24 protein-coding genes are annotated in these 25251 nt (G+C 63.1%); 5 read left to right on the top strand and 19 right to left on the bottom strand.

What is annotated here, in order from left to right; genetic code table 11:
* Positions 1 to 353 precede the first annotated feature (353 nt).
* Complete coding sequence (locus tag RN01_RS28955) at positions 354 to 1295, bottom strand: hypothetical protein (RefSeq protein ID WP_017514795.1); 942 nt, start codon at positions 1293 to 1295, stop codon at positions 354 to 356.
* Between the two features lie 258 nt (positions 1296 to 1553).
* On the opposite strand from RN01_RS28955, the gene RN01_RS28950 reads away from it, so the two are divergent.
* Positions 1554 to 1808, top strand: a complete 255-nt coding sequence (locus RN01_RS28950; protein WP_017514794.1) for a hypothetical protein — start codon at positions 1554 to 1556, stop codon at positions 1806 to 1808.
* A gap of 57 nt (positions 1809 to 1865) precedes the next feature.
* Here RN01_RS28950 and RN01_RS28945 read toward each other — a convergent pair whose 3' ends face one another.
* The 5 genes from RN01_RS28945 to RN01_RS28925 all read right to left on the bottom strand — a co-directional run bounded on the left by RN01_RS28945 (position 1866) and on the right by RN01_RS28925 (position 7392).
* Positions 1866 to 2309: a BLUF domain-containing protein gene (locus RN01_RS28945; protein ID WP_017514793.1), complete on the bottom strand. Its 444-nt coding sequence runs from the start codon at positions 2307 to 2309 to the stop codon at positions 1866 to 1868.
* Positions 2310 to 2332: 23 nt separating this feature from the next.
* A complete protein-coding gene (gene folE, locus RN01_RS28940; RefSeq protein WP_017514792.1) occupies positions 2333 to 3058 on the bottom strand; it encodes a GTP cyclohydrolase I in 726 nt (241 codons plus the stop codon).
* A 107-nt stretch (positions 3059 to 3165) separates the two neighbouring features.
* Positions 3166 to 4425 (bottom strand): arsenic transporter, encoded by a 1260-nt coding sequence (locus RN01_RS28935; protein ID WP_024570640.1) that lies wholly within the window; start codon positions 4423 to 4425, stop codon positions 3166 to 3168.
* A gap of 11 nt (positions 4426 to 4436) precedes the next feature.
* Complete coding sequence (locus RN01_RS28930) at positions 4437 to 6491, bottom strand: penicillin-binding protein 1A (RefSeq protein ID WP_024570641.1); 2055 nt, start codon at positions 6489 to 6491, stop codon at positions 4437 to 4439.
* 10 nt (positions 6492 to 6501) lie between these two features.
* On the bottom strand, positions 6502 to 7392 hold the full coding sequence (locus RN01_RS28925; RefSeq protein ID WP_024570642.1) for an alpha/beta hydrolase: 891 nt from the start codon (positions 7390 to 7392) through the stop codon (positions 6502 to 6504).
* A 144-nt stretch (positions 7393 to 7536) separates the two neighbouring features.
* Between RN01_RS28925 and RN01_RS28920 the strand changes: the two genes are divergently transcribed.
* Entirely contained in the window at positions 7537 to 7770 is a 234-nt protein-coding gene (locus tag RN01_RS28920) for a hypothetical protein (RefSeq protein ID WP_011518502.1), read from the top strand.
* Between the two features lie 6 nt (positions 7771 to 7776).
* On the opposite strand, the gene bglX is transcribed toward RN01_RS28920, so the two are convergent.
* On the bottom strand, positions 7777 to 10095 hold the full coding sequence (bglX, locus tag RN01_RS28915) for a beta-glucosidase BglX (protein ID WP_017512782.1): 2319 nt from the start codon (positions 10093 to 10095) through the stop codon (positions 7777 to 7779).
* A gap of 252 nt (positions 10096 to 10347) precedes the next feature.
* Between bglX and RN01_RS28910 the strand changes: the two genes are divergently transcribed.
* A complete protein-coding gene (locus RN01_RS28910) occupies positions 10348 to 11919 on the top strand; it encodes a glucan biosynthesis protein G (protein ID WP_164846234.1) in 1572 nt (523 codons plus the stop codon).
* 12 nt (positions 11920 to 11931) lie between these two features.
* Here the strand turns inward: RN01_RS28910 and RN01_RS28905 are convergent, their stop codons facing one another.
* From RN01_RS28905 to RN01_RS28880, 6 genes are all read right to left on the bottom strand, one after another.
* Positions 11932 to 12162: a DUF3820 family protein gene (locus RN01_RS28905; RefSeq protein ID WP_017512784.1), complete on the bottom strand. Its 231-nt coding sequence runs from the start codon at positions 12160 to 12162 to the stop codon at positions 11932 to 11934.
* A gap of 73 nt (positions 12163 to 12235) precedes the next feature.
* Positions 12236 to 12946, bottom strand: coding sequence for a hypothetical protein (locus RN01_RS28900; RefSeq protein WP_017512785.1), 711 nt, complete (start codon positions 12944 to 12946; stop codon positions 12236 to 12238).
* 9 nt (positions 12947 to 12955) lie between these two features.
* Entirely contained in the window at positions 12956 to 15421 is a 2466-nt protein-coding gene (locus tag RN01_RS28895; RefSeq protein ID WP_024570643.1) for a TonB-dependent receptor, read from the bottom strand.
* A 96-nt stretch (positions 15422 to 15517) separates the two neighbouring features.
* Positions 15518 to 16495: a FecR domain-containing protein gene (locus RN01_RS28890; protein ID WP_024570644.1), complete on the bottom strand. Its 978-nt coding sequence runs from the start codon at positions 16493 to 16495 to the stop codon at positions 15518 to 15520.
* Positions 16492 to 17001, bottom strand: coding sequence for a sigma factor-like helix-turn-helix DNA-binding protein (locus RN01_RS28885; protein WP_017512787.1), 510 nt, complete (start codon positions 16999 to 17001; stop codon positions 16492 to 16494). The genes RN01_RS28890 and RN01_RS28885 overlap by 4 nt, the downstream gene beginning before the upstream one ends.
* Positions 17002 to 17239: 238 nt before the next feature.
* On the bottom strand, positions 17240 to 18454 hold the full coding sequence (locus RN01_RS28880; RefSeq protein ID WP_024570645.1) for an EAL domain-containing protein: 1215 nt from the start codon (positions 18452 to 18454) through the stop codon (positions 17240 to 17242).
* A 196-nt stretch (positions 18455 to 18650) separates the two neighbouring features.
* On the opposite strand from RN01_RS28880, the gene RN01_RS28875 reads away from it, so the two are divergent.
* Entirely contained in the window at positions 18651 to 19361 is a 711-nt protein-coding gene (locus RN01_RS28875; RefSeq protein ID WP_017512598.1) for an aspartate/glutamate racemase family protein, read from the top strand.
* A 382-nt stretch (positions 19362 to 19743) separates the two neighbouring features.
* Positions 19744 to 20820 (top strand): fimbrial protein, encoded by a 1077-nt coding sequence (locus tag RN01_RS33405; RefSeq protein WP_223277411.1) that lies wholly within the window; start codon positions 19744 to 19746, stop codon positions 20818 to 20820.
* A gap of 127 nt (positions 20821 to 20947) precedes the next feature.
* Here the strand turns inward: RN01_RS33405 and RN01_RS28870 are convergent, their stop codons facing one another.
* The 6 genes from RN01_RS28870 to RN01_RS28845 form a co-directional block, all read right to left on the bottom strand.
* A complete protein-coding gene (locus RN01_RS28870) occupies positions 20948 to 21583 on the bottom strand; it encodes an MliC family protein (RefSeq protein WP_017512600.1) in 636 nt (211 codons plus the stop codon).
* A gap of 23 nt (positions 21584 to 21606) precedes the next feature.
* On the bottom strand, positions 21607 to 21993 hold the full coding sequence (locus RN01_RS28865) for a cupin domain-containing protein (protein ID WP_024570646.1): 387 nt from the start codon (positions 21991 to 21993) through the stop codon (positions 21607 to 21609).
* Between the two features lie 65 nt (positions 21994 to 22058).
* Positions 22059 to 22550, bottom strand: coding sequence for a type II toxin-antitoxin system VapC family toxin (locus tag RN01_RS28860; protein WP_017512602.1), 492 nt, complete (start codon positions 22548 to 22550; stop codon positions 22059 to 22061).
* A gap of 15 nt (positions 22551 to 22565) precedes the next feature.
* Positions 22566 to 22751, bottom strand: coding sequence for a hypothetical protein (locus tag RN01_RS28855; protein ID WP_017512603.1), 186 nt, complete (start codon positions 22749 to 22751; stop codon positions 22566 to 22568).
* A 291-nt stretch (positions 22752 to 23042) separates the two neighbouring features.
* A complete protein-coding gene (locus tag RN01_RS28850) occupies positions 23043 to 23549 on the bottom strand; it encodes a shikimate kinase (protein ID WP_017512604.1) in 507 nt (168 codons plus the stop codon).
* A 127-nt stretch (positions 23550 to 23676) separates the two neighbouring features.
* On the bottom strand, positions 23677 to 25056 hold the full coding sequence (locus RN01_RS28845) for an aromatic acid/H+ symport family MFS transporter (RefSeq protein WP_024570648.1): 1380 nt from the start codon (positions 25054 to 25056) through the stop codon (positions 23677 to 23679).
* Positions 25057 to 25251: the final 195 nt, after the last annotated feature.

The following is a 25251-nucleotide window of genomic DNA, read 5'->3' as shown; positions in this document are numbered from 1 at the left end:
AGCGTGTACTGCGCCCGCTTTGTCTTGCTTGTCATCACATCTCTCCTTGCTTCAGTTTAACCTCAGCAAGGGATTCGTTTTGCGGGGGCAAGCTCAGTTTAGTCGAAATTGTTTGCGATCAACTTGTGTTGTAACTGTTCGATAGCGAATGTCGCTATGACATCTCAACTGCACGACTATCGTCGCAGTTGAGATGGATATGGGAGGGGCATGCGAGGCATTCAGGCAAGAGTCGTAAGGCGAAGATTCTCGCAATTAACTAATCAAACTAAAATCGTACTTCGACTGATTTTGATGGTTTCGATGCGAATAAATCGAAGGCCGGTAAAACGATAGGTGGAAAAATCGAAGATCTAGCTTGAAATTTTGCGCGATGCGCAAAGCTGACGGTCAAGCGCGGCGGACAAGTCTCCGTACTGAGGGAGAAGCGTGGTGGCGCTGGTGATGAAGCCGTGACACCGTTGAGATTGAGATGGGGTGGTCGCTTTGAGCATGACCGCCGCAGGATGGGAGAAAGCACCGTGGCGGGCGAGCCATGCCGGGACCTCGTCGCCGTGGCCGTCGCGCAAGCGCAGAAGCATCAGAAGCTCGACGGGAATGGCCTGCTCGACGGGGTGATCGAAGTCGAACAGCGAGTGGTCGGTGTCGAGCCGGCATTGTTTGACGTGTCTGTCGGCCAGCTCACGAGCCAGCGGCGCGAATGCGATATCGCTATCCTGCCAGTGATTGACGATCTTTGAGAGCACGGCGTCACCCTTCTGGAACGTGACTTGCGGCACACCGACCCCAAGCGCTTGACCCGCGACACCGATGATCAAGCCGGTCATGCCACTGACAGGGTGCAGGGAAGCCAGCTCGCTGCTGGTGCCGAACCATGCTTGCAGTGCGAAGGCGGCGAGTTCGCGCCACTCCAGCGCTAGCAGCATCGCTACCTGCAGGGCCATATCGCGTTCGTAAGCCTGACGGCTGTGCGGACCACTCCATTTTTCTTTGTGGAGCGCCAGCGCATGCGTGCCGGCGATGGACTCGATGACGCCGAGTTGCAGGGAGGTCACGTTGGGGGGCGGGCACGTTTCGTCGCCGCTCAGGTCGATCGCGCGCCATTGACGCAGCCGCCCGAGCCAGAACATCGCGCGGGCGGCTCGTGGCAGCGGCATGGCATTTGGTGCGACGAGGAACGCTGAGAGTGTGTCCCGATAGATCCCGTTGAGCGCTTCCGCCTGGGCCTGCGCCGTTTGCAGGATGTTTTGTCGCTGTTGTTCCGTCTCCCGTAACGTGCCGGATTTCGTCTGCATTGTGTGTCTCGCCCGTGATGAATGAGTGGATGGGCAAAAACACTACGGGCTGGGGAGTGTCGGGTCCATCGCTGTTCCTTGAAATGCGCGATATACACCGTCACGCCACGAACGTCGGCTGCGTCACAATACATTCGATGCGGCCATGGTCTTTTGCCGTTCGCCACTTGCCGTTGGTTTTGGTGGCATGCTCTAAGCCGCGCGTGGCAGCTTGTATTCGTTGCATCGCGCCGTACAACCCCCGCATGGAGGTGTGCCATGGCAATGCGTCAATTCGCCGAGTTTCCCGCCAACGAACGTCAGGATCTCGAAGCCTTATTCCGGCAGGTTGGTCTTGCAGCGCAGGAGTTCGAAGTTTTCGATGTAAACGGAACGTCCGCCCGTCAGGTGACGGTGCGGCGGCAGCGTACCGGCGCGGAAAGCGTCTACGAGGCCGGCCCGGGGTCGGCGTGGATCGAGGAATTCGAGAGCGATCTTGAATGCGGCCTGTTTGGGCAGGTATTTACCCAGTAATCCGCAATCGCGCACGCATTTACGTGGTCATGTAGCCGTCGGGCTCGCCTTCGGTCGTCAGTGGCGTCCTCGCTCGCCACCGCGGCCGATGATCGACGCCCCAGCGATCAGTTCCGTGAGGAGTGCCAACGATGCCGCACCGGGCATGCGGCAGGGGTCGAGTTCGCCTTGCACGGAGTACTTGAGCAGCGTCGCGGCATTGATCCGGCCCGTGTTGACGCGCCCCATCGACCAGCCAGCGAAGGCCCGCTCGGCGATCTCTTCGTAGCTCAGCAGCACGACGTGGTGGTGGCGATCATCGCGGCCGATATTCAGGAAAAGCCGAGAGACGGCTTCCCGATCACCTTCCAGTGCCTGGAGGAAGACGGTGTTGCTGTGGCACAGCACGCCGGTGATGCCATGACGCAGGTTCTGTTCCAGGCTGGTGTCGAGGATGGCGTCCAGCACATCGGCGTCAAGCGGTTGTCTGGCGCGGCTGGCGTAGAGCAGGCGGACTAGCATCGGTGTTCCCTCCGGGCAGCGAGTCAGCGGCGATTGAGATTCAGCAGGGTGAGAAATTCACGGCGCAGCTTGTCGTCCTTGAGGAACGAGCCGCGCATGACGCTGTTGGTCATCTTGGCGTCGGTATCGCGCACGCCACGCCAGTGCATGCAGAAGTGCTCGGCTTCCATGACGATTGCCAGGCCGTCTGGATTCATTTTCTCCTGCAGCAGGTCTGCGACCTGTGCCACGGCTTCTTCCTGGATCTGCGGCCGGCACATGATCCATTCCGCCAGTCGCGCGTACTTGGATAGGCCGATCAGATTGGAATGGCGGTTCGGCATCACCCCCACCCACAAGCTGCCGATGATCGGGCACAGGTGATGAGAGCAGGCGCTGCGCACGCGGATCGGCCCGACGATCATCAACTCGTTGAGCTGTTCCACGTTCGGAAACTCGGTCACATCAGGCGCCTTCGCGTAGCGTCCCGCGAAGATCTCCTTGAGATACATCTTGGCTACGCGACGAGCGGTCTCGCGTGTGTTGTGATCCTGGTCGACGTCGATCACCAGCGTGCGTAACACTTCTTCCATGCGGGCTTCGACCTCGGCCTGCAGGGCTTCGAGTTCACCGTGCTCGATATGGCGAGAGATATTGTCGTTGGCGTGGAAGCGCTCGCCGGCAGCCTCGATGCGCGCCCGAATCCGGTTGGATACGGGCGAGGCGGTGGGCGTGTGCTCGGGGCGATCGGGCTGATCCTTGTGTGACATGAGTGGCCGCAGGGAGTTGGGCGTCGGCGCACGCGGTGCGCGGTGCTTCACTATATGGCAGTTGGCATTGCACCACAACCTGCAACAGCCCGCTGCTGGGAATGGCCTCAGCGCAGTACCGCCAGGGCCGGGAGCAATGCCAGCGGCATGACGAGCGCACCGGTCTTCAGGAAGGTGCCGGCGCCGACCATATGACCTTCACGGCGCAGGGCGGTCAGCCAGAGCAGGGTGGCCAGCGAGCCGGTAATGGACAGGTTCGGGCCCAGGTCCACACCGATCAGCACGGCAGCCGTGACCGTATCCGAGGCGTGGCCGGCCGCCAGCGCCGAGGCTGCGAACAGTCCGGCCGGCAGGTTGTTGACGATGTTGCTCGTGATGCCGACGAGCACGCCCGCCACACCGGCGCCAAGCACGGCCTCCGGCCCTTGCAGCCCGGATAGCATCCGCACCCAATGTGCGAGTTGAGCGGTCAAGCCGGTCTGGGCCAGGCCGGCAACCAGGACGAACAGTCCGGCCACCAACGGCAATACGCCCCAGGACACCTCCTTGAGCGCCGGGACAAGCAGTCGCGGCTGGGTGGCGCAGACGACAGCCAGTGTCAGCAGACCACCGATGAACGTAGGCCAGCCGAGATCCTGCCCGTGCAGAGAGGCCGTCAACAGTGCCGCTCCGGTCAGCATGATGCCCAGCGTCGTCAGCCAGGCCTGGAGCGTCAGAGGGGGCGTCGGCACGTCATTCGCGATCGGCTCGGCCAGTGCATCGCGTTGCGTCCAGTACAGGACGATGAACGTCATGGCGATGGCCACCACCGACGGCAGCGTGAAGCGCGCCAGCCAGCTGGTCAGAGGCGGCATCCGGTCACCGAACAGCACGAGGTTGGCCGGATTAGAGATCGGCAGGAGAAAGCTCGCCGCATTGGCGATGAACGCACAGGCGTAGAGATAGGGCAACGGGTGCTTGACCCGTGCCGCGCGTGTCGCAGCGATGACCGCGGGCGTGAGGACGACTGCCGTGGCATCGTTTGACATGAACGCTGTCACCGCAATGCCGAAGCCATAGACCAGCGCAAACAGCGTGCGCGCCGACCCCCGCGCGGCGCGCACGGCCAGCGCAGCCACATGATCGAACAGACCTGTCTTGCGGGCGAGTTCCGAGATCAGGATCATCCCGGCCAGGAACAGATAGACGTCGTTGCCGCGTGCCACGGCTTCGAGGGCGTCGCGCCATGGCAGCAGTCCTGCCACGCATAGCACCAGCGCGCCAGCCATTGCCCAGAACGGCTCGGGCAGGCGAAAGGGCCGGAACAGCACGCCCGCCGTGGATAGTGCCGCGACGCTCCAGATCAGCGGTGTCACGTAGGCGGGCATGTCGGCCGTGGTCACAGGCCGGTAGCGGTAGGACGTTGGACCGATACCTGCGGCGATACCTCAAGCGCTGCAGGGGTCGGCGCCGCGGCTGTCGGTGCGCCGGGAGGGTTGCCGTCGGCAGGTACGTCCGGCGTGACAGTCGGCGGCGGGAATCCAATCGATGCAATGCCGTGGGATCCGTCCGCGTTCTCCGCGTAGGCCCAGTCGTCGTTGAGGCGGGCAAGCTGCGGTGGCGTCGGGAAGCTGGCTTCTGGCGCGCCGGCCAGGCGTCCTTCCATGTAGGCAGCCCAGATGGGCAGCGCGGTGGTCGCACCGAACTCGTGCCGGCCCAGGCTGCGATTGTCATCAAAGCCCATCCACGTCACGGTTACCACATCACCCGCGTAGCCGGCAAACCAGCCGTCGACCGAATCGTTGGTGGTGCCGGTCTTGCCGGCCACATCGTCCCGGCGCAGATAGCGTTTCACGCCGGTACCGGTACCCTCGTCCACCACGCTTTGCAGCAGGCTGTTCATCACGAACGCATTGCGCTCGGAGATCACGCGCGTCACCTCCGCTGCGTTCTGCGCGGCAAACAGCACGTTTCCGTCGCCATCTGTGATCTTTTCTATCAGATAGGGTTCGATGCGGTGGCCCTGGTTGGCGAACACACCATAGGCGGCCGCCAGTCGCAGTGGCGACGTGGTGCCCGTGCCCAGCGCAAGCGGCAGATACGGCGGCAGCCGCTTGGTGGAGAAGCCGAACTTGCCAGCGAAGTCGATCGCGTAGGGGATGCCGATGGCGCGCAGCGTGCGGATAGCGGGAAGGTTGCGCGATTCCGCCAGCGCCTGACGTACCGTGATCGGACCGACGAAGCGATTGTCATCGTTCGACGGTTGCCAGCGCGGGTCGTCGAGCGGCGCGTCGTTGATCAGCGTGCCGGGCGAAATGCCGCGCTCCAGCGCGGCCGAATAGATGAACGGTTTGAACGTGGATCCCGGCTGGCGCTGTGCTTGCGTGGCATGGTTGAATCGGCTCGTATCGAAACTGGCGCCGCCCACCATGGCTTCGATCGCGCCGGTGCTCGCATCGAGCGAAACCAGCGCTGCCTGGGGCAGCGCGACCTGTGCCTTCGCCGAACCGTGCCGCTTGCCGTAACTGGCCAGTCCGGCCTGCACGGCGTCGTACGCCAATGTCTGGCGCACCGACGACACCGTGGTGTAGACATTGATGCCGCGCGTATAGGCTTCGTCGCCGAAGCGGTCGAACGCCAACTGCCGCGCCAGTTCGGCCACGTACTCCGCGTGCCCGCTGAAGCTGCCGTTGGCGTCGCGGCTCACCACGAGTTGCGCGCGGCGCGCCTCGCGATACTGGTCCTGCGTGATCATGCCCAGCGCCAGCATCCGGCCGAGCACGTACTCCTGGCGACGTTTGGCGCGCGGGTAGTTCACCTGCGGATTCATCGTCGAGGGTGCCTTGGGCAGCCCCGCCAGCATCGCGGTCTCCGCCAGAGAGAGCGACGCGAGCGGCTTGCCGAAGTACGTCTGCGCGGCGCTGCCGAAGCCGTAGGCGTGTTCGCCCAGGTAGACCTGGTTCATGTAGAGCTCAAGGACTCGGTCCTTGGGCAGCGTGCGGTCGATCTGCCATGCCAGCAGGACTTCGTACCATTTGCGGGCCAGCGTCTTCTCGCGGGACAGGTAGAAGTTGCGCGCCACCTGCATCGTGATGGTGGATGCGCCCTGCGCGTAGCCCTCGCCGAGGTCTGCCAGTGCCGCGCGGACCAGGCCGGGGATGTCCACACCGGCATGGTTGTAGAACTGGTCGTCCTCGGCCGCGAGTAGTGCCTCGGTCATCAGCTTCGGCATTTTCTCGAACGGGATGAACTCCCGATGCTCGGCGCCAAACTCGCCAATGAGAACATCGTCGCTGGTGAACACGCGCAGCGGTACCTGGGGACGATAGTCGCGCAATGCGTCGACCGAGGGAAGTTGCCGCAGGCTGACTACCGCGGCAAAGCCGACGAGCAGGACGCCGGCGGCTCCCAGCGCCGCGACGACGCCGGCAGCCTTGACTGCAATCTTTTTCATGGCGCGCATTCTACCGTGCTGCGGGGAGCGGCAAAGGCACACCGGATTCGGTATGGTCGGAGGGAGGACGCTGTTGGGTGCGGTCTGGCGGCTGATGCGGCACTTCCCGCGCGAATTCGCACAGCGCGTGCCATGTCTCCCAACGCTCGATGATCGTGTAGTGATCGACCCCCGAAATCATCTGCAGCGCGACCGGGCCAGGCCAGGCCGCCATCAGCCGTTCAGAGCATTCGTGGGGCACGACGTCGTCGCTCTCGGCCAGAAGGACCTTGGTGCTCTGGACCACCTTCTTGCAATGCGAGATCGAATCGAAGTGATGCCGCATCAACTGACGCAGGGGCACCAGCGGAAAACGCTTTCGCACGATCTCGAGCAGGGAATCGTACGGCGTGATCAGTTGCAGGCTTTCGAAATCCTGCAGGTCGGCAAGCTGGATTGCCACGCCGGTGCCGAGGGAGCGGCCCACCACATGCACCCGCACGCCGGGGAAGGCCCGGCGAAGATGCAGCAGGAACTGGCTGGCATCGGCAACGGCAGCCGCCTCGGAAGGCATTCCGTCCGAGTGACCGATTCCGCGATAGTCGAATGTCGCGAAGCCCATTCCGTGCGGCAGCCACTTCACGAACTGAAGCGTTTCCAGCACATCCTCGCCCCGTCCCGGCAGATAGAACAACAGGTCGCCCACGCCCTCGTGGTCCGCGTGGTAGCAGTAGCCGCGAAACTGGCCGCCCGGCACGGCATGCGAGTAGCCGACGATGCCATCCGGCAGATCGCGCGGCGGGCGCCGGCGTGCATCGAAGAGCAGCCGTTCCTGGTTGATGGTCAGGTAGGTCCAGTAGCAGACGAAGCCTCCGGCGGTCACGAGCGTGGCGGCCAGCGTTCTGCGCAGGAGTGAAAACATGGGGGCGAAGGGTTGGTCACGGGCGAACGATCTTGCCCAGCCTAACCGAAAAATGGGTAACGCGGCGTTGGACCGGGCCGGGTGCCCGCGAGTTCTTGTACGATATGCCGCATATCGAATCCAGGCCCAGGAGGGCTGTTGCGCATGAACGACGAACAGAAGCGCGCCGAAGAAGCGCAAGCCATGGAGCGTGTGGTCAATGCCACGCGCCAGGTCCAGGTGGCGTTTACCGCCCTGCTGAGCCAGTATCCCCCGCAGGGCGCCGGCAAGCCGTCGAAGCTTGCGCTGCAAACCTTCGACGCAGCCCTGCAGGGTCTTGAAGACGCTCAGGCCGCCTTCGACGAGATCCTCAACGACCTGCTCGACGGCAACCGCTGACGCGCCTCACTCCAGCGTGAATCGCGCCTCGCGCACCGAAGCCGAATCCAGGCCGATCTGAAGATTGAAATCGCCCGGTTCGGCCACGTACTCAAGGCGCGCGTTATAGAACTTGAGCGTGTCCTCGGTGACGGGGAATTCGATCGCGCGCGATTCGCCGGGCGCGAGCATCACCTTGCGGAATCCCTTGAGTTCCTTGACCGGACGCACGACCGATGCGGTCACGTCCTGCACGTAGAACTGCACTACCGTTTCCCCCGCGTGCTTGCCGGTGTTCTTCACGGTCACGCTGGCGTTGATCGTCCCGTTGCGGGCCAGTTTCGGGCTCGACAGCCGGATATCGGACACGCTGAACGTGGTGTAGCTCAGGCCGTAGCCGAACGGGTAGAGCGGGCCGGATTCTTCCTCGAAGTACTGCGATGTGTAGTTGGCCGGCTTGCCTGGCGTGAACGGCCGGCCAATGCGCAGGTGGTTGTAATACGTCGGAATCTGGCCGATCGAGCGCGGGAACGAGACCGGCAGCTTGCCCGACGGATTCTCGTCCCCGAACAGCACGTCCGCGATCGCGTGGCCGCCTTCGGTACCGGCGTACCAGGTCTCTAGCATCGCGTCAGCATTGTCCTTCTCCCAATTGACCGTCAGGGGGCGGCCGTTCATCAGCACCACCACCAGCGGCTTGCCAGTGGTCTTCAGTGCCTTGAGCAGTGCCCCCTGGCTGCCCGGCAGCGACAGGCTCGTGCGGCTCGAGGCTTCATGAGACATGCCGCGCGACTCGCCCACGGCCACGACGATCGCGTCGGCATCGCGTGCCGCGCGTACCGCCTCGTCGATCATCTCTCCCGGCGAGCGCTTGTCCTGCACCACCTCGGGGCTGTCCCAGTTCAGGAAGTTCAGATAGCCGACCACGCGGGCGTCGTCGGTCACGTTGGCGCCGCGCGCGTAGATCACCTCGCCCTTGCCGGCCAGCGCGTCGCGCATACCCTGCAGCAGCGAGACGGATTGACGAGGCTTGCCCGCAGCGGACCAGCTACCCAGGATGTCGATCTGCGCGTCGGCCAGCGGGCCGATCACGGCCACCTTGCCAGACTTGCGCAGCGGCAGCGTCTGGTTGCGGTTTTCCAGCAGCACGATCGACTTGCGGGCGGCCTCGCGTGCTTCGGCACGGTGCAGGCGGTTCTCCGCGTCGACATCGGCCGGGTCCTGCGCCGCGACGCCGATACGGCGGAACGGGTCGGCGAACAGGCCCATGTCGTATTTCGCGCCAAGCACCTCGCGTACGGCATCGTCGATCAGCGCTATCGGCACGGCGCCCGATTTCACGAGGGTCGGCAGTTGTTCCAGATAGCGCGTGTCCGCCATGCTGATGTCGACACCGGCTTCGATGGCCAGCTTAGCCGCCTCGCGGCCGTTGCTGGCTACGCCGTGGCGCAGCAGTTCGTCGATCGCGCCGTGGTCGCTGACCGTGACGCCCTTGAAGCCCCATTCCTTGCGCAGCAGGTCGCGCAGCAGCCATCTGTTGGACGTGGCGGGTTGGCCGTTGATCGAATTCAGCGCGATCATCACGCCGCCGGCACCCGCGTCCAGACCGGCGCGGTAGGGCGGCAGGTAGTCCTGGTACATGCGCTGCAGGCTCATGTCCACGGTGTTGTAGTCACGCCCTCCCTCTACCGCGCCGTACAGCGCGAAATGCTTGACGAAGGCCATCAGGCTGTCGGCATTGGCCGGGGACGCGCCCTGGAAGCCCTTGACGCTTGCGCGCGCGCATTGCGATACCAGATACGGGTCCTCTCCGAATCCTTCGGAGGTGCGGCCCCAGCGCGGATCGCGCGAGATGTCGACCATCGGCGCAAAGGTGGCGTCGATGCCATCTGCAGCGGCTTCCACGGCTGAAATCCGCGCGGTCTTTTCCACCAGACCCATGTCCCAACTCGATGCCAGGCCAAGGCTGATCGGGAACACGGTGCGATGACCGTGGACCACATCGTAGGCGAAGAACATCGGAATCTTCAGCCGGCTCTGCATGACAGCCGCATGCTGCAGCGGACGGTTCTCCGCTTGCGTGATGGAGTTGAACGTGCCGCCCACGCGGCCTGCCGCGATCTCCTTGATGAGCTGCGGCTGCGGCATCTCGGGCCCGATGCTGATCAGGCGGAGCTGGCCGATCTTCTCGTCGAGCGTCATCCGGCCGATCAGATCGGCGATGAGCGCCTGCTTGTCGGACTTGCCGGTGGCTTGGACGTCCGCCGCGTAGGCTGACGATACGGAGGTTGGCGCAATCAAGGGCGCGCAGGCAAGGCCAGCCGCGAGGGCCAGCGTGGAAAGCATTCGCATGTTGCTTTTGTCTCTGATGGGCGGATTGCCGTAGCCTCGTCCGGCAATGATGCGGCACGGAGGATGACCCGGCTGTCGCCATGTGTCTGACAGGCTAGTCAGGCGAAATGGGTTATTTTTGTGAACTGCGCCGCAAGTCTACAGCCTTATACGCCATACACTGGCAATCTTGTGGCCTTTGATCGATGTCTGTACCTGGAGGGTTTTGTGGTTCTTGCCGTCTTTGCCGCGTCTTTGCGTAACAGGATGAAACTTCTCTTGCCGGGGCTTGCGTTTGCCGGGTGTCTTGTCGGCGTGTCGCCGGCCGCCCATGCCTTTTCGCTCGACGACGTGACCGCGCGTGCCAAGAAACTGGCGGAGCAGCCCTATGCGGCGCCGGTCAGCAACCTGCCGCCGGTGTTCGCCCAGATGCAGTTCGCCGATTACATCAAGATCCAGCCGAAGCTGGATCATCTGGCCTGGAACGACCAGGGCACACCGTTCCGCCTGGGCTTCTATCACCAGGGCATGCAATTCAGCTCGCCGGTCCGCATCAGCGAAATCGTCGGCGGCAAGGTCCAGGAGATTCGCTACGACGCAAACCGCTTCGACTTCGGCGATCTGAAGTTGGACCGCGCGGCGACGAACAAGCTGGGCTATGCCGGCTTCCGCGTGCTGTATCCGGTCAACCGGCCCGACAAGCTCGATGAAGTCATGAGCGTGCTTGGCGCCAGCTATTTCCGAGTGATCGGCAAGGGGCAGGTCTATGGCCTGTCGAGCCGTGGCCTGGCCATCAATACGGGTCTGTCCGAGCCAGAGGAATTCCCGGCCTTCCGCGAGTTCTGGATCGAGCGGCCGAACCCGCAGGACAAGCGCGTCGTGTTCTATGCGCTGCTCGATTCGAAGAGCGCCACGGGCGCCTATCGCTTCGAACTCCATCCGGCCGAGGACGCGACGCTCAAGGTGCAGGCACGCGTCTTCATGCGTGGCCCGGTGACGAAGGTTGGCATCGCCCCGCTGACCAGCATGTTCCTGTTCGGCCCGAACCAGCAGCGTGACGCCAACAATTTCCGCCCGGCGTTGCACGATTCGAATGGCCTGGCCATCCACACCGGCGACGGGGAATGGCTTTGGCGTCCGCTGAACAACCCGAAGCACGTGGCGCTGAGCACATTCGCAGTCAACAACCCGCGCGGCTTTGGCCTGTTGCAGCGCGGGCGGGAGTTCTCTGCCTATGAAGACCTGAAGGACCGCTACGATCTGCGCCCGAGCGCGTGGATCGAGCCGCAGGGTGACTGGGGCAAGGGCAAGGTCGAACTGGTGGAGATTCCCACGCCCGACGAGACCAACGACAACATCGTCGCGTTCTGGACGCCGGACCAGTTGCCGCCAAAGGGGCAGCCGATTCGCGCCGACTACACGATGCACTGGACCATGGACGAGCGCGCGATCTTCGCGAAGGACCTTGCATGGGTCAAGCAGACGATGCGGACTGCGGGCGAGATTACGCAGGCCAATCTGATTCGCCATCTCGACGGCAGCCTTGGATTCGTGATCGACTTCGAAGGCCCGGTGCTGGCGAATCTGCCGCCGAACACGCCGGTGCAGCCGTCGTTCAGCGTCAGCGACAACGCGGAGGTGATTGAGAACGTGATCCAGCCGAATCCGGTGACCAAGGGCTATCGTGTGACGTTGCGCATCAAGGTCAAGGACCCGAAGAAGGTGGTGGAAATGCGCGAGGCGCTGGTATCGAACGGCAAGGTGCTTAGCGAGACCTGGAGCTACCAGATTCCACCCGACACGGTGAACCAGGTGGTGTCGGGACAGACGGTGCGCTAGCCGTAGCCGGTGTCAGCGGCGGCCCGTCTGTGCCCGCAAAGGTTTGAGCAGATGGGCCAGGCCGTTGTGGTCGAGCTCATGCATCAGCGCCAGCAGACGGCCGATTTCACCCGGAGGAAAGCCCTCCCGGGCGAACCAGTTCAGGTAGTTGCCCGGCAGGTCGGCGATCAGCGTGCCCTTGTGCTTGCCGAATGGCATTTCGCGTGTCACGAGCAGGAGTAGGGATTCGCTGTCCGGCAACATGATGGCGATCTCCGGGAATGGTCGAGCGCGCATTGTAGCGCCGGCAGCGGCCTGTCAGCCTTGTCGGGCCGCGCTACCTGTCTCCCGTGGCCCAGTCGATCGCAGCATCGAATAGCTTGATGCCCGCGCCGGACAGGTTCGTGAACGTATCGTTGCCGAGGAAGAACATCACGCGACGGGCGGGCGCGAGCGACTCGTAGTCCATCGTTGCCCCTTTCTCGTAGGTGAAGATCACCGCCTTCTCGGGCTGCCCGTAGAGCGTGGCGATGATGCTGGCGCCGAGTCCGGGCTTGCCCCAATTCATCGCCGCCTGTTTCCGATACACGTTCGTGGCGCCAGCCGGCAGCCCTGCCGCGACCGGGTGCGGGGCGTTGACCAGCCACACGAAGCGCTCGCGCCGGGATTCGCCGTAGTCGGTGTCCAGACGCTTGCCTGTCATGGCCAGATCGTCCAGCAAGTCGTTCTCCCATGTCAGCAGCGGTACCGCCAATTCGCGCCAGCCCGCGCCGACCTGCTTCGCGGAGATCGTCGACGACAGGATCACGAGGCGGACGTCACCTGCGTTCGATGCCGGGGTGTCCTGGTACAGCATCCTGACGGTGAATCCGCGTCCTTCCAGGTGGATGCGGATACTCTTATCGACGTCGGCATTCGGCCCATCGGTTTGCATGACCAGCGCGACGGTGCCGCGCGACGCGGTGGTCGCAAGGGTGTTGGACGTCATGCCGCAGGTGGCGAGCATGACGCCGATCGTCAGCGCGCGGCGGAGCAGGGAAACTGGCATCGTGAATCCTTAGAACTCGAAAGTGGTCAGCAACGTGACCTGACGTGGGTCGCCAACGGCGACCGCATACTGGTTGACCGCCGATGGGTAGTACACGCGGTTGAACAGGTTCTTGACGTTGAGCTGCATACGCATCTTTTGCCCGCTGACGCGCGTTTCGTAGGTGGCGAAGGCATCGAACACCGTATAGGCTGGCAGCCAGAAACTGTTGGCCGAATCGCCGGGACGATTGCCGACGTAGTGCGCGCCACCGCCGAGCCGGAGGCGGTCACCCCCGAATATCTCGCCGAAGTCGTAGACCGCCGACAACGCAGCCGTGTGCTGTGCAACGTTCCAGAGCCGGTTGCCGGCGTACTTGGGGTCTTCAGTGGTCTTGGCGTCGATATAGGCGTAGCTGGCGATTACGTTCCAGCGCCGGCCGATCTGGCCGGTTACGTCGAGTTCCACGCCGCTCGATCGTGCGCGCCCCGATGTGCGCCAGTCGGTCAGTCCGGTGGTCGGGTTGAACTGCGAGACGAGCACGTTGCGCTTGTCGATGTTGAACAGCGCCAGCGTGCCGCTCACTCCGCTGGCCAGATCGACCTTGCCACCGAGTTCCCAGGATTGGGCCTGTTCCGGGGCGATCGACGCGTCGATCACCGCGCCGCCGCTGAGCGGTGCGATCGTCGAATTCGGCTTCAGCGATTGGGTATAGCTACCGTAGAGGGAAAGCGCCGGCGTCCATTTGTAGACGATGCCGGCGCGCGGCAGCCACTTCTGGTCCGAGATATCCGTGTTCGTGACGAACGGTCGGCCACGTCCGGCTACCTGGCTGTAGCTCAGGTAGCGTGCGCCGCCGACCAGGATCCATTTGTCCGTCAGGTACAGGCTGTCCTGGAAGAACAGCGACGTGGCGTGCAGGGTGTCGGTCTGGTCGCTATCGCTCGCCGAGATCGTGGTGGATGGCGTCTCGCGGCCGTAGACCGGGTTCCAGAAGTTGAATGGTGCGGTAGCCTTCTGGCGCAACATGTTCTGTCGATAGATGCGACGGTATTCGCTGTCCATGCCCACCTGCAGTTCATTGCGCAAGCCGGCGACGCGGAAATTGCCGCTGACGTACGCCACGCCGTAGCTGTCGGTGCTCAAGGCGCCTTCCGTGCCATCGTTGCGGCGAGTGACGGCGCCGGTGACGGGGTTCAGCCCGGTATTGCGCAACTGTCCGGCGTCATAGCCTTCGCGGTTGTAGCTATAGCCGAAATGAGCCCGCCAGTCCGTATTGAACTGATGGTCGATGGTCAGTTGTGCGAGGTGCGATTCGCCATGCATTTCATTGAGCGGATCGTCGATGCGCCGGCGACTTGGAATCGGTAGCGGCTCCATCGTGCGCGGATCAAGTGCCGTGCCGCGATCGAATGGATAGAGGAACTTGCGGTACTCGTACGACAGATTGACCTGGGTATCCTGGCCATACCAGGCTATCGAAGGCGCGATCAACGTCTCGCGGTGCTCGCCGAAATTGCGCCAGTACGATTCGTCGACGTAGTCGGCCACCAGCCGGTAGGCCAGTCCGGTGGTGCCAATGCCGCCCGTGGTGTCGATCGTGCCGCCTGCGCCGTTCTTGCCATGCCCGTAGGTGGTGCCCAACAGCGAAAGCGAGGTGGAACGCTGCAGCGACGGGCGTTTGCTGACGATGTTGATCACGCCGCCCGGATCCATGATGCCGTAGAGCAGTGACGCGGGTCCCTTGAGTACCTCGACGCTATCGGCATTGGCGTTGAGACTGCGGCCTTGTATCAGCGGCATGCCATTGCGCATGATGGAGCCGTCGCGGTTGTCGCCAAAGCCGCGCTTCATGACGGCGTCCATCGTGCCGGCCAGCGTGTTGCCCTGCGTGATGCCGCTGATGTTGTTGACGGCGTCGTCGAGGTTGCGTGGCCGTTGGTCGGCCATGACCTGCGCCGGCACGACATTGACGGCCTGCGGGGTATCCAGCAACGGTACGTCCGACCGAAGCACCGATGTGGTGGGCGGCGCGCGATAGCTCTCGGCGTCGGCACTGACCGTGACAGCCGGCAGCGCGGCCACGTGGCCATCGGTGGCGGGCTGGCCCTCGGCCTGGGTGACCTTGCGTGCCAGCACGTAGTTTCCGTTGGCCTGTGGCGATGCGGCGAGGCCGGTGCCTTGCAGAATCGTATCGAGTCCGTCGCGCACACTGTACTGGCCGCGGAGGCCTGGACTCTGGTGGTTGGCGGCCTGTTCGGGCGTGAATGCCAGCAGGATGCCGGCTTCGCGGCCAAAGCGATTCAGCGTGGCCTGCAACGGCCCGGCAGGAATGTCATAGGTGCGAAGCGGCGACGTCGCCTGCGCGGGTGTGCCTTGCGCCATGACATCGATGGCCGACAGGGCGCCGGCGCCGTACAGGGCGGCCAGCAGGAGCGTGTGTTTCAGAACAGCGGTGGAGCGGCGGCGCGGCAGCGCCAGGATTCGGGATGGCATGGATTCGACTGCGGGAGAGGCGTGAAAGTAGGACTCATCTCCTATGTCACGCGAGAATCCAGAACAGACCACCCTTCGGCAGAAAAAAACGAAAAGTCATGCGGGAAATACCGTTGTCCAGTAGCGCGTCAGGAAATGGATGCGCACGGGCAGGGCGATGCGAAGGGCATCGAGGATGCGATCGGTATCCGCTATCGGAAAGGTGCCGGACACGCGCAGATCCGCCACGTCCGGCGCGCAGCGCAGCCGCCCGGGTCGGTAACGGTCGACCTCAGCGAGGAAATCCGCCAGGCGCATGTCCGTGGCAACGATCATGCCGTCGGTCCAGACGGTATCGCTGTCGGGCAGCGGCGTGGGTGTACCGACGCTTGCCGGGGTGAATCGTGCCTGCTTGCCCGCGGCGATGATGCGTCCGCCCGTAGGGTCCGCCAGTGGCTGAACCGCGACGGCGCCTTCGGTGACGCCGATCCAGCCGGCGTCACCCGATACGCGCACCGCGAACCGGGTGCCCATTGGGCGTAGCGTGGCCGAGGCGGTTGCGACGATGAATGGGCGCGTTGGCCAGTGTCGATCCGGGGCTGTCTGAACATGGATCTCACCACGTCGCAAGACAACGCGCCGCTCGGTGGCCGTGAAGGCGATATCGATGACGGTATCGGTATTGAGTCTGATCTGCGTGCCGTCCGCGAGCGACAGAAGACGTTGCTCACCCACGGCTGTACGTACATCGGCCAGCCAGTCCTGCAATGGCGCGTGATCTCGCGCAGCCCATGCTGCCACGCCGCCGGTGAAGGCAACCACCAGCGCCTGGACGGCCCGGCGGCGACTCGCGGAGCGCGGCGGAGTCAGCGCCGCGTGCGCGACGGCCGTGGTCAGTGGCGATGCGACGTCGCGCAGCCGCGCATTCACTGCCTCGATTCGTGCCCAGGCGCGCGCGTGGTCGGGATGCTGAGAGAGCCAATGGCGCCACGCGGCGTGGGATGCCTCATCCGTTTCACCGCCTTGCAGCGTTACCAGCCATTCCACTGCGGCGCGTGCCACGTGCGGTGGTATCCCCAGATCTTGCGCGCTCATGCGAGGGACATCGCGAAGTAGCACTGCGTGCCGGCGCGAACCAGATAGCGCTTGACCGTCGTCACCGAGATTCGCAAGGCGGAAGCAATATCGGCCTGGCTCTGACCTTCGAGCTGCGCCATCAGGAACGCGCGCTTGATTACCACAGGCAATCCGTCGAGCCGTTCAGCGATGTCGTTGAGGGTTTCCAGCAGGATCGCGCGTTCTTCCTCGGAAGGAGCCAGTGCGGCCGGCCGGCTGGCGAGGGCCTCCAGATACGCCTGCTCGAGCTTCTCGCGTCGCCACTGGTTGGCCAGCACCCGTTGGGCGACGGTCGTCAGGAACGCGCGGGGTTCGGCGATCGCCAGGGCCTCCTCACGCGCCAGCAGACGCATGAAGGTGTCGTGCGCGAGATCGGCGGAGCGGTGCCAGCAGCCGATCTTCCGATGCAGCCAGCCGAGCAGCCAGCGGTGGTGGCCGCTGTAGAGCGCTTGGATATCGTGATGTGGGCCAGCGTCGGCGGCCATCGTCCATTCCTTGTCGCCCGATGGGCCGGCGGAGGTTAGATTGTTTGTAAATGAGAATCGTTATTGTATGGATTGCCGCGATGTCATGCAATGCTCGGAGTGGCGTAGCTACCACGCCGAGTGTCTGGCTGCGCCTGGGGGCACAGGAGGTGAATCGAGAAAAGATGGTTAAAGCGCTCTCGGGTGCTATCAAGGCCGGTGCTTCAGGGTGGCGGGAGGGCGCGCCAGCGCGCGGCAATCATTCCTGTCCGCAACGGCCAGGCGCGGCATTGAGGAACACGTCGATGGGCTCGGGCGGTGCCCACAGATACCCCTGGCCGATATCGCACCCGAGGGCGTGAAGCGCCACGCACTGCGCAGGCGTTTCCACGCCTTCGGCTACGCACTCCATGCCGAGATCCTTGGCCAACCGAATGATGCTGCGGCAAATCGTGGCGCGCTGGTTTCCGGCCAGCATCTGGCTGACAAATGACTTGTCCACCTTCATCTGCGTGAACGGAAGGTCCGCCAGCAGTTTCAGTGTGGCAATGCCGATACCGAAGTCGTCGATAGCAATGCGGTAGCCGAGCAGCCGCAGGCGGTTGAGCGCGATGCCGAGCGCGAAAGGATCCCGAACGGAGGGCTCCTCGGTCAATTCGAGCGTCAGCAGTGCGCGCGGCACGCCGCTTGCGGCGACCACGCTTTCGAGCCGCTCCACGAGCCCAGGGCGACAGAGTGTCTGTGCCGACGCATTGACACTGATTGGCACTGCAATGCCGGCCTTGCCCAGAAGAATCAGAGCCGCAAGGCATCGGTCGATCGCGGTGAGGAAGATCACATCGGCGGCGTCCAGCGCCTCGAGCCGGGGGATGAAGAGCGTGGGCGGTATCAGGCCCAGTCTCGGATGCTGCCAGCGGCAAAGCGCTTCCGCGCCAGCAAGGCGATCGGTCGCAATGTGAAACTGTGGCTGGAGCATGAAGACGAGCGCGTCCGGGTGGCTGGTCAGATCACGCAACTCGTCGTCGGTTGGCCCGTTGTGGTTCGCAATGTTCAGCACGCTCTTGCTGGCTGCGACCTCTTCCAGAATGGCCTGAAGCGTTATCAAATTCAGCGGCTTGGCCAGCGCGTACACGCGCGGGAAAATGTGCTCGCTGGCGAAGGCGCGATGCGAATCAAGGATGTCTGGCGCCAGACTGCTGGTCCATGCCCAAGTAGGTGGCTTGCCAAAGAACGCGTGCTCCCGATCGCGGGTCAGCCGCGCCATCAGTTCCGGTCCGTTGCAGTTGGGCATATCAATGTCGCAGAGGACCAGGTCGAACGCCTGTTCGCGCAAGGCCTGTTCCGCCTCGCGTCCGTCTGCCGCTGCATGGGTATTCATGGCACCCAGACGGTGGAGCAAGTGACCGGCTACCGCACGCTGGAACGGATGGTCTTCGACGATCAGGACTCGCAGGGCTTCGAATTGGGCGGGCATGGGGCTTTCTGCGATGGCAGGTGGAGAGCGAAGTACTTGAATTCTACGGAGCTTTATGAGAAAGGACAGGCCATAGTGGCAGAGGCAACGCCATTCGATCCGAAGTTTCTCGGCGAAAATGCAGAGGTTTCTCCGCGGCAATCGGGGGCGATTTGTCCATGCTTGAGCGGAGATGAAAGCAAAGGGGATGCGCAGGATGAAAACAATAGGACTGATTGGCGGCATGAGCTGGGAGTCGTCGGCCGAGTACTACCGACTGATCAACCAGGGGATGAAGACCCGCCTGGGCGGACACAGGAATGCCCGTAGCGTCATGGTTACTGTCTGCTTTGAAGAGATCAAGACGTTACAACATGCGGAGCGATGGGAGGACCTGGGAAGCCAGATGCAGCAGGCGGCACGCCAGGTCGAAGCCGGCGGCGCCGATTTTGTCGTGCTTTGCACGAACACGATGCACAAGCTGGCGCCAGCTATCGAAGCGGTGCTCGACGTGCCCTTCCTGCATATCGTCGACCCGACCGCGGACGCGCTGCGCCGTGCCGGTATCGAACGGGTCGGCCTGCTCGGCACGCGATTCACCATGGAGCAGGATTTTTATCGCACCCGAATGGAGCAGCGCCATGGTATCCAGGTCGTGATACCGGATCAGGATGACCGCACGCTTGTGCACGACATCATCTACGACGAGCTTTGTCATGGCGTCGTGCGGCGTGAATCGCGCGCAGTCTATCAGCGCATCATTGAATCGCTGAAGGCCGGTGGTGCGCAGGGCGTGATTCTCGGCTGCACGGAAATCACGTTGCTGATCAAGCCCGAGGATTCGGCATTGCCGACATTCGATACCACCGAGCTACATGCCATGGCAGCGGTGGCGCTTGCAGCCGGGGAGGGTGGCCAGGTGGCCTGAGGCGCTTCTGCCCGGATAGATGCGACGCTCCAGGATGGACTTGTCGCCCGGGGTCGAATGTTTTCTATGTTGTTGCGTCAGGGGCCATCTTAATCTCCGACCTGTCCGCACCGAATGGCGTGGTCATTACTCGCTCGAGAAGTGACTCCCTTTAGCCACGCTTCCCCTGCTTCAAGTTGTCCCCCGACTTGAAGCATTCTCTTGCCCCGAGCGCCGCAAGGTAGGGCGGCTCGTATCGTTCGCGCGTGATGCGTGCCGCTTGTGGGTGTAAGTCGAATATTCGGACAACGGCGATGGAGGGGGACGGGTCCTTGTGGCACCCTGTGCAGCCTTAACGTATGCAGACATACGTTATTCATTCGGAATGTTCGGGGTTGCGCTGATGAAAATACTCGCCTCAAATTGGAAAAACTGTTGGCTGGCATCAGTGCTGCTGTTTTTGGGCTGGTCTCCCGCCATGGCCTCCTGGTGCACCTCGGAGTCACCAACGGCCACTATGAATATCAATCTTGGCACTGTTTCTGAAGCTAGCGCCAACCGTATGCCAGTTGGATCGGTGATTTACACCGTGTCTGGCGCCTGGGAAGCCTACGGCGGTCATAATGCGGGCTGGTGCCAAAATCTTCCGGCTGGAAATCTAAGCCCTATCGGATATCTCCGGGTCAAGACAAAAGTCTATTTCTCGATGCCAGGCACCCCGGTGCAAGGGTATTGGAATGATGTTTATCCCACGAATTTGGCGGGCGTTGGCGTGCGGATCTATATCTGGAATCCGAGTTCGTATTACGGCACACCCACCAGGGCGACCGCTATCCCGCTGTCGTTCACCGCAGACTTGCAGAATTCCCCGCCAACCATGCGACCCGCATATGGCACAGGCGGTCTGCGAGTACGCGTGGAAGTCATCAAGACAGCGCCAAATTGGCAGGCGGGAGCACTTCGATTTGTTGGCGGAGAGTTGCGGGTATCCGCGGCCGATGGCGGAAGCAATACCGTGACTCTCACGCAAGTCAACATCATAGGAACAATGAATACGCGTTCCTGCTCGGTTGCGGCGGGCTCCCGGAATGTAAGCGTCAATATGCGAGAGGTTGCCTATCCAAACGGGTTCAGCGGGCGTCAGGCAGGTGCTTACGGACCGACGATACCGTTCCAGATTGAAGTGAATTGCGTTTCTGGCCCGAGGGCGTCTATCCAGTTTGATCCAGTGACGACGTTAGCAGGGAGTCCCAATATCATTGGCCTCACACCCGGCCCATCGAATGCCACGGGTGTAGGCGTGCAATTGCTGAATTGGGCGGGAGTGCCGTTGCAACTGCGGACGCCGCTGCTTCAGATAGCGCGGGCGCCAGATGGTGTAAGTAGGTTCGGCTTTGGTGGACGATATATTCTGACTGGCGAGCCCGTACGAGGCGGGCGAGCGAATGCAGCCTCGGTCTTCACCATGGTGTACGAGTAGGGTACGAGCAGGGAGTCTCTGATTGTCTGGTCATGAACGGAGTGTGTTGTACATCTTGGGTGCAATTGCTCCGAGAGTCCGCTTGGGTCTGCCGACCGGAGCTGGTGATTCGCAGTCCCTGCAATCGTCAGTCTTTTACGTCGACGCGGCAGTTCATCTCCGCTTTGCCGGGCAGCGTTAACTGGGCGTCCGGCCCCTTGTCCCAGAACATAGCTTCACCATTACCGGTCGTGGCCGCATATCGCGCGCCTGAGGCTGCAGGCGTTTGCGTCAGTACCAGTTGTTGATCGAGCCAGCGCAGATAGGCGAATCCCGGCTCCGTCTGCACGAATGTGCCGGCGATCACGGCTTTGATGTCTGGGCAGCGGATATCGAACGGACCGCGGCTGATGCCCTTGTCGTCCTGCGTTCGAGCGCCAGCATAAGCGTGGCGCAGTTCGTGGATGCGCTCCAGATAGCTGGCAGTGACGCAGACCCCGGCATCGCTGGCTTTCCAGCAGTCGTTGCGGCCTTTGATCCAACCGCGCTGCTCGGCCAGAAGTGTTTTCTTCTGTGGGGCCGGCAATGACCGGGCGTCGAGCGCCATTCCGTAGAGCCGGGTGGTTTCGCGATCGAGTCGTGCCAACGTATCGTCCTTGCAGATCAATTGCTCCACCTGCCCTTTGGCGTTCCCACAATCAAAGCTTGGGCTGACGGCCAGTGCCGCGCCGGTGGTGCCAAGCATTGCCAGTGCTACGGTCGGAACGAATAGACGGATGGGCATGGCACAGTCTCCTGAGGATGAAATCAACTGGCGTTGCGATCGATAAGGACGAAATGCTTGCGCACGGGCTCGAGCACCTCGAACACGCCCTCGAATCCGGCCGGAATCACACAGGCGTCGCCGGGTCCGAACTCACGGGCCTCGCCGGCCAGGCTGGTAATGCGCAAGCGGCCGCTGATGACGTGGAAGAACTCTTCCTTGCCAGCGGGGAAGGCGATGCGCCACGCGCCTGGCTCGCACGCCCAGATGCCGCAGTCGAAGTCGCCCTGAGCGGCGCTGTAGTGCGTCCAGGTGGTGCGATCAGGGTTGCCTTTCACGAGCCGGTCCGCTCGCGGATTGTCGTGGCTCGGCGCCGGACGGCCCAGGAAGTCGGTCAAGGCTGGCAGAGAGGGTTGAGTCGTGGAGTTCACAGCGGAAGCGGTAAAGACGGCGTTGAAACTGTAAGTGTAGTCTCATGGCCGACCTCTTCCTTGACTCAGCACCGTGCCGCCTTGCGTCGCCCGCGGAGTAAGCGTGGGCATAAAGCGAGAACCCGTCGCACGGACGGAACGTCGCTGAAGGGGTTCAGGACTCGGACGCCGGTGTTCGCGAAGTCCCGGACGTTGCGCGTTACGACTGTCAGTCCGTGCACCAGCGCTGTGGCAGCGATCAGTTTATCGAGTGAGTTTTGCGTGTCGGGCACGCTCAGATGGCCCCAGAGTTCGACGATTTGCGCATCGATGCCGAGGATGTTGTGGGTATGGCGCCGGTGTACCGCCAGCACCCAGTCATCCAGGACCTGGCATTGCTTGTGGTCCCCACGGAAGCGCTTGAGCTCCACGCCGCGTCGCAGTTCTCCAAGTGTGATGACCGAGAGAAATATCTCGCGACCGTTGGCGGCGGCATCCTCGAAAAATGCGAGCACGCCCGGGTTCGCCCGGGCACTCTTGCGTTGCTCGCTGATGATGTTGGTGTCGACCAGATACATGCTTGGTCGCTCCGATCACTGGACTCGCGCGAAATCCTGTTCATCGCTGGCGTCGCCGGGAGGAATTGCCAGGATGAACGCGGCAAGGGATCTGGATTGTGTGACTGCCGGGTTCGAGGGCTGGTCCTGCGCTTCGACGGCGCATTGACCAGCTGTCGCCCGGTTGGGGCATTGCGTGTCGGGGTGGTGTGTCATCTCCATGGTGGACCTCCTTGCCGAGTCGTTAAAGAGGTCGCCATCGTGCACCACAGCGGGGCGGAAAGTTGTGTCCGTCTGTGCCGAGAGCTATGAAGTTTGATGCAGGGCAATCGAGTCGGCCCTTGTCGGCAGAAGCGGTGCCGCAAAAGAAAATACCCCGGCGCGCGGGATCGCCGGGGCAGCAAGAGTTGCCAAGTCGTTTCAGGGTCGTGTCGACTGACCCCCGGCAAGTGTGCATCCAGAGTAGCTTGCGGACCAATAACTCACTTGAGTTATTGGTCATGAGTGGTCACTTCACGCGTGGGGGAAGGAATCGGGAGGCGCAAGGTCCAACTGTGCCAGGACATTGGCGACAGCCTGGGCAATGCTGCCACCATGGGCTGGCATGACGATGTGGGCAATTTCCCGGTACAGCGGGTCGCGTTCGCAAAACAGCGCTTCGAGCCGCGCACGCGGATTGTCGGTCTGCAGCAGCGGACGGTTGCGGTTGCGCCGCGTGCGGCGCCAGATCTCGGGCAGCGTGGCGTCGAGGTAGACCACCTGGCCGCGAGCACGCAGCATGGCGCGGTTCTCCGGACGTAGCACCGCGCCCCCGCCGGTGGCCAGCACGATCCCGCTGCGCTGCGTCAGTTCATCCAGGACGCGCGACTCGCGCTGGCGGAAGCCTTCCTCGCCCTCGAGCTCGAAGATCGTGGCGATCCGCACGCCGCAGCGGGTTTCGATCTCGTGGTCGGTGTCGAAGAACGGGCGGCCGAGCTCGTGCGCCACGGCACGACCGATCGTCGTCTTGCCGGCGCCCATGAAGCCGATGAAGAAGAGATTGTCTCCGGAGGTTTGCTGATCCAAGATCGCGCGCTGGACACTGGTACCTCCGAACGGTAGCACGTATGGGGCAACTTCACCGGCGCCTCGGCGACGCCGGCCGGTCTTAGTGCCCGGACACCATGGCCCCGCCTGTGTCGACGGGCGCCGCGCCCCGGGCGCCCACATACTTGACGACCAGCGCGGCAGTGGCGGCGAACGCGGGGATCGCCAGCAGCGTGAAGATGACGTCGAAGCCCAGATGCAGGCGCAACAGTTCGGCGCCGAGCAGTGCGCCGGTAATGCCGCCGAATCGCCCGATGCCGAGCATCCATGCCACGCCGGTGGCGCGGCCTTGCGTCGGATAGAACGCGGCGGCCAGCGACGGCATCGACGACTGCGCCCCATTCATCGCGGTGCCGGCCAGGAAGATCAACACGCCCAGCACCACCTGATCGCGGCTGGCGACTTGGCCCACGGCATAGATCAGCACGCCGGTCAGAGCGTAGGTAATGGCGATGACCTTGTTCGGATTGAAGCGGTCCATGAACCAGCCGGCCGCGATGGTGCCGATGCCGCCGCCAAGTGGGAACAGGGCGGTCAGGAAGGACGCACGCTGCAGTGAGAATCCGGCGTCTTTCATCAGCGTCGGCATCCAGCTCGTCAGCAGGTAGAAGATCACCAGTCCCATGAAGTAGGTAAGCCACAGCATGGTCGAGCCCAGTCGATAGCGCGGCGCCAGCACAGTGCCGATGGCCGACGACGACGCGGGCGCGGCCTCGCTGATCGTGAAGGCGCTTGCGCCATCCATGCGGGCGCCGGTCACGCGCGCCAGCACCTGTCGGATCTGGTCGGCGGGGTACTGGCGCACGACCATATAGCGGACCGACTCCGGCAGCGTGGTCACCAGCACCACCGCCAGCACCAGCGGCACTACGCCACCGAAGACCAGCACGCTGTGCCAGCCGAACTGCGGGATGATCGCCGCCGCGAAGAAGCCGCCGGCGGCCGAGCCCAGCGGGAAGCCGCAGAACATCGTGTTGACCAGTACCGCGCGGCGGCGCGCTGGCGCGTACTCGGACATCAGCGTTACCGCGTTGGGCATGGCGGCGCCCAGGCCGAGGCCGGTCAGGAATCGCAAGACAGTTAGCCACCAGATCGTCGGCGCAAATGCCGTGGCAAGACTGCAGGCACCGAAGAAGAACACGGACAGCACCAGCACCTTCTTGCGGCCGACCCGGTCGGCCATCGGCCCCGCGAAGATCGCGCCGAAGGCCAGGCCGAACAGCGCGGCGCTCATGACGGGGCCAAGTGACGATTTCTCGATGCCCCAATCCTGTACCAGGGCCGGCGCAACGTAGCCCATGGCCGCTGTGTCAAAGCCATCTACGGCGACGATAAGGAAACATAGAACCAAAATGAGCCATTGATATGCGGAGAAGCGCTGGCTGTCGATGAGCGACTGAACGTCTAGCGTACTGGTCGCTGAGTGCGGGGCATGGGACATGATTGTCTCCGTTTCGGATCTGTCGGCGACCGCTCTCGCATTTCTGACGGGCGTTTGACGCGGCCGTTTCGCCTTTGTTGTTCTAAAGGCGAACCACTGTTCTCAATAGGAACGGATCATACGCAGCGTTTTGGCGCGCGAAATATCGGCGTAAACCCGAAAGACACAGCTGACTGGAATCCGCGCATCGCCGCG

Origin of the sequence: Cupriavidus sp. SHE (genome assembly GCF_000812445.1) — a bacterium.
GTDB lineage: Bacteria > Pseudomonadota > Gammaproteobacteria > Burkholderiales > Burkholderiaceae > Cupriavidus > Cupriavidus metallidurans.
Note: the sequence above shows the minus strand (reverse complement) of the source record. Positions and strands in the feature narration are given on the sequence as shown.

What these genes read in the sequence shown, in the direction of transcription:
- RN01_RS28955 (WP_017514795.1), bottom strand. Translation starts at nt 1,295, where the DNA reads ATGCAGACGAAATCCGGCACGTTACGGGAGACGGAACAACAGCGACAA.
- RN01_RS28950 (WP_017514794.1), top strand. Translation starts at nt 1,554, where the DNA reads ATGGCAATGCGTCAATTCGCCGAGTTTCCCGCCAACGAACGTCAGGAT.
- RN01_RS28945 (WP_017514793.1), bottom strand. Translation starts at nt 2,309, where the DNA reads ATGCTAGTCCGCCTGCTCTACGCCAGCCGCGCCAGACAACCGCTTGAC.
- folE (WP_017514792.1), bottom strand. Translation starts at nt 3,058, where the DNA reads ATGTCACACAAGGATCAGCCCGATCGCCCCGAGCACACGCCCACCGCC.
- RN01_RS28935 (WP_024570640.1), bottom strand. Translation starts at nt 4,425, where the DNA reads ATGCCCGCCTACGTGACACCGCTGATCTGGAGCGTCGCGGCACTATCC.
- RN01_RS28930 (WP_024570641.1), bottom strand. Translation starts at nt 6,491, where the DNA reads ATGAAAAAGATTGCAGTCAAGGCTGCCGGCGTCGTCGCGGCGCTGGGA.
- RN01_RS28925 (WP_024570642.1), bottom strand. Translation starts at nt 7,392, where the DNA reads ATGTTTTCACTCCTGCGCAGAACGCTGGCCGCCACGCTCGTGACCGCC.
- RN01_RS28920 (WP_011518502.1), top strand. Translation starts at nt 7,537, where the DNA reads ATGAACGACGAACAGAAGCGCGCCGAAGAAGCGCAAGCCATGGAGCGT.
- bglX (WP_017512782.1), bottom strand. Translation starts at nt 10,095, where the DNA reads ATGCTTTCCACGCTGGCCCTCGCGGCTGGCCTTGCCTGCGCGCCCTTG.
- RN01_RS28910 (WP_164846234.1), top strand. Translation starts at nt 10,348, where the DNA reads ATGAAACTTCTCTTGCCGGGGCTTGCGTTTGCCGGGTGTCTTGTCGGC.
- RN01_RS28905 (WP_017512784.1), bottom strand. Translation starts at nt 12,162, where the DNA reads ATGTTGCCGGACAGCGAATCCCTACTCCTGCTCGTGACACGCGAAATG.
- RN01_RS28900 (WP_017512785.1), bottom strand. Translation starts at nt 12,946, where the DNA reads ATGCCAGTTTCCCTGCTCCGCCGCGCGCTGACGATCGGCGTCATGCTC.
- RN01_RS28895 (WP_024570643.1), bottom strand. Translation starts at nt 15,421, where the DNA reads ATGCCATCCCGAATCCTGGCGCTGCCGCGCCGCCGCTCCACCGCTGTT.
- RN01_RS28890 (WP_024570644.1), bottom strand. Translation starts at nt 16,495, where the DNA reads ATGAGCGCGCAAGATCTGGGGATACCACCGCACGTGGCACGCGCCGCA.
- RN01_RS28885 (WP_017512787.1), bottom strand. Translation starts at nt 17,001, where the DNA reads ATGGCCGCCGACGCTGGCCCACATCACGATATCCAAGCGCTCTACAGC.
- RN01_RS28880 (WP_024570645.1), bottom strand. Translation starts at nt 18,454, where the DNA reads ATGCCCGCCCAATTCGAAGCCCTGCGAGTCCTGATCGTCGAAGACCAT.
- RN01_RS28875 (WP_017512598.1), top strand. Translation starts at nt 18,651, where the DNA reads ATGAAAACAATAGGACTGATTGGCGGCATGAGCTGGGAGTCGTCGGCC.
- RN01_RS33405 (WP_223277411.1), top strand. Translation starts at nt 19,744, where the DNA reads ATGAAAATACTCGCCTCAAATTGGAAAAACTGTTGGCTGGCATCAGTG.
- RN01_RS28870 (WP_017512600.1), bottom strand. Translation starts at nt 21,583, where the DNA reads ATGCCCATCCGTCTATTCGTTCCGACCGTAGCACTGGCAATGCTTGGC.
- RN01_RS28860 (WP_017512602.1), bottom strand. Translation starts at nt 22,550, where the DNA reads ATGTATCTGGTCGACACCAACATCATCAGCGAGCAACGCAAGAGTGCC.
- RN01_RS28855 (WP_017512603.1), bottom strand. Translation starts at nt 22,751, where the DNA reads ATGGAGATGACACACCACCCCGACACGCAATGCCCCAACCGGGCGACA.
- RN01_RS28850 (WP_017512604.1), bottom strand. Translation starts at nt 23,549, where the DNA reads ATGGGCGCCGGCAAGACGACGATCGGTCGTGCCGTGGCGCACGAGCTC.
- RN01_RS28845 (WP_024570648.1), bottom strand. Translation starts at nt 25,056, where the DNA reads ATGTCCCATGCCCCGCACTCAGCGACCAGTACGCTAGACGTTCAGTCG.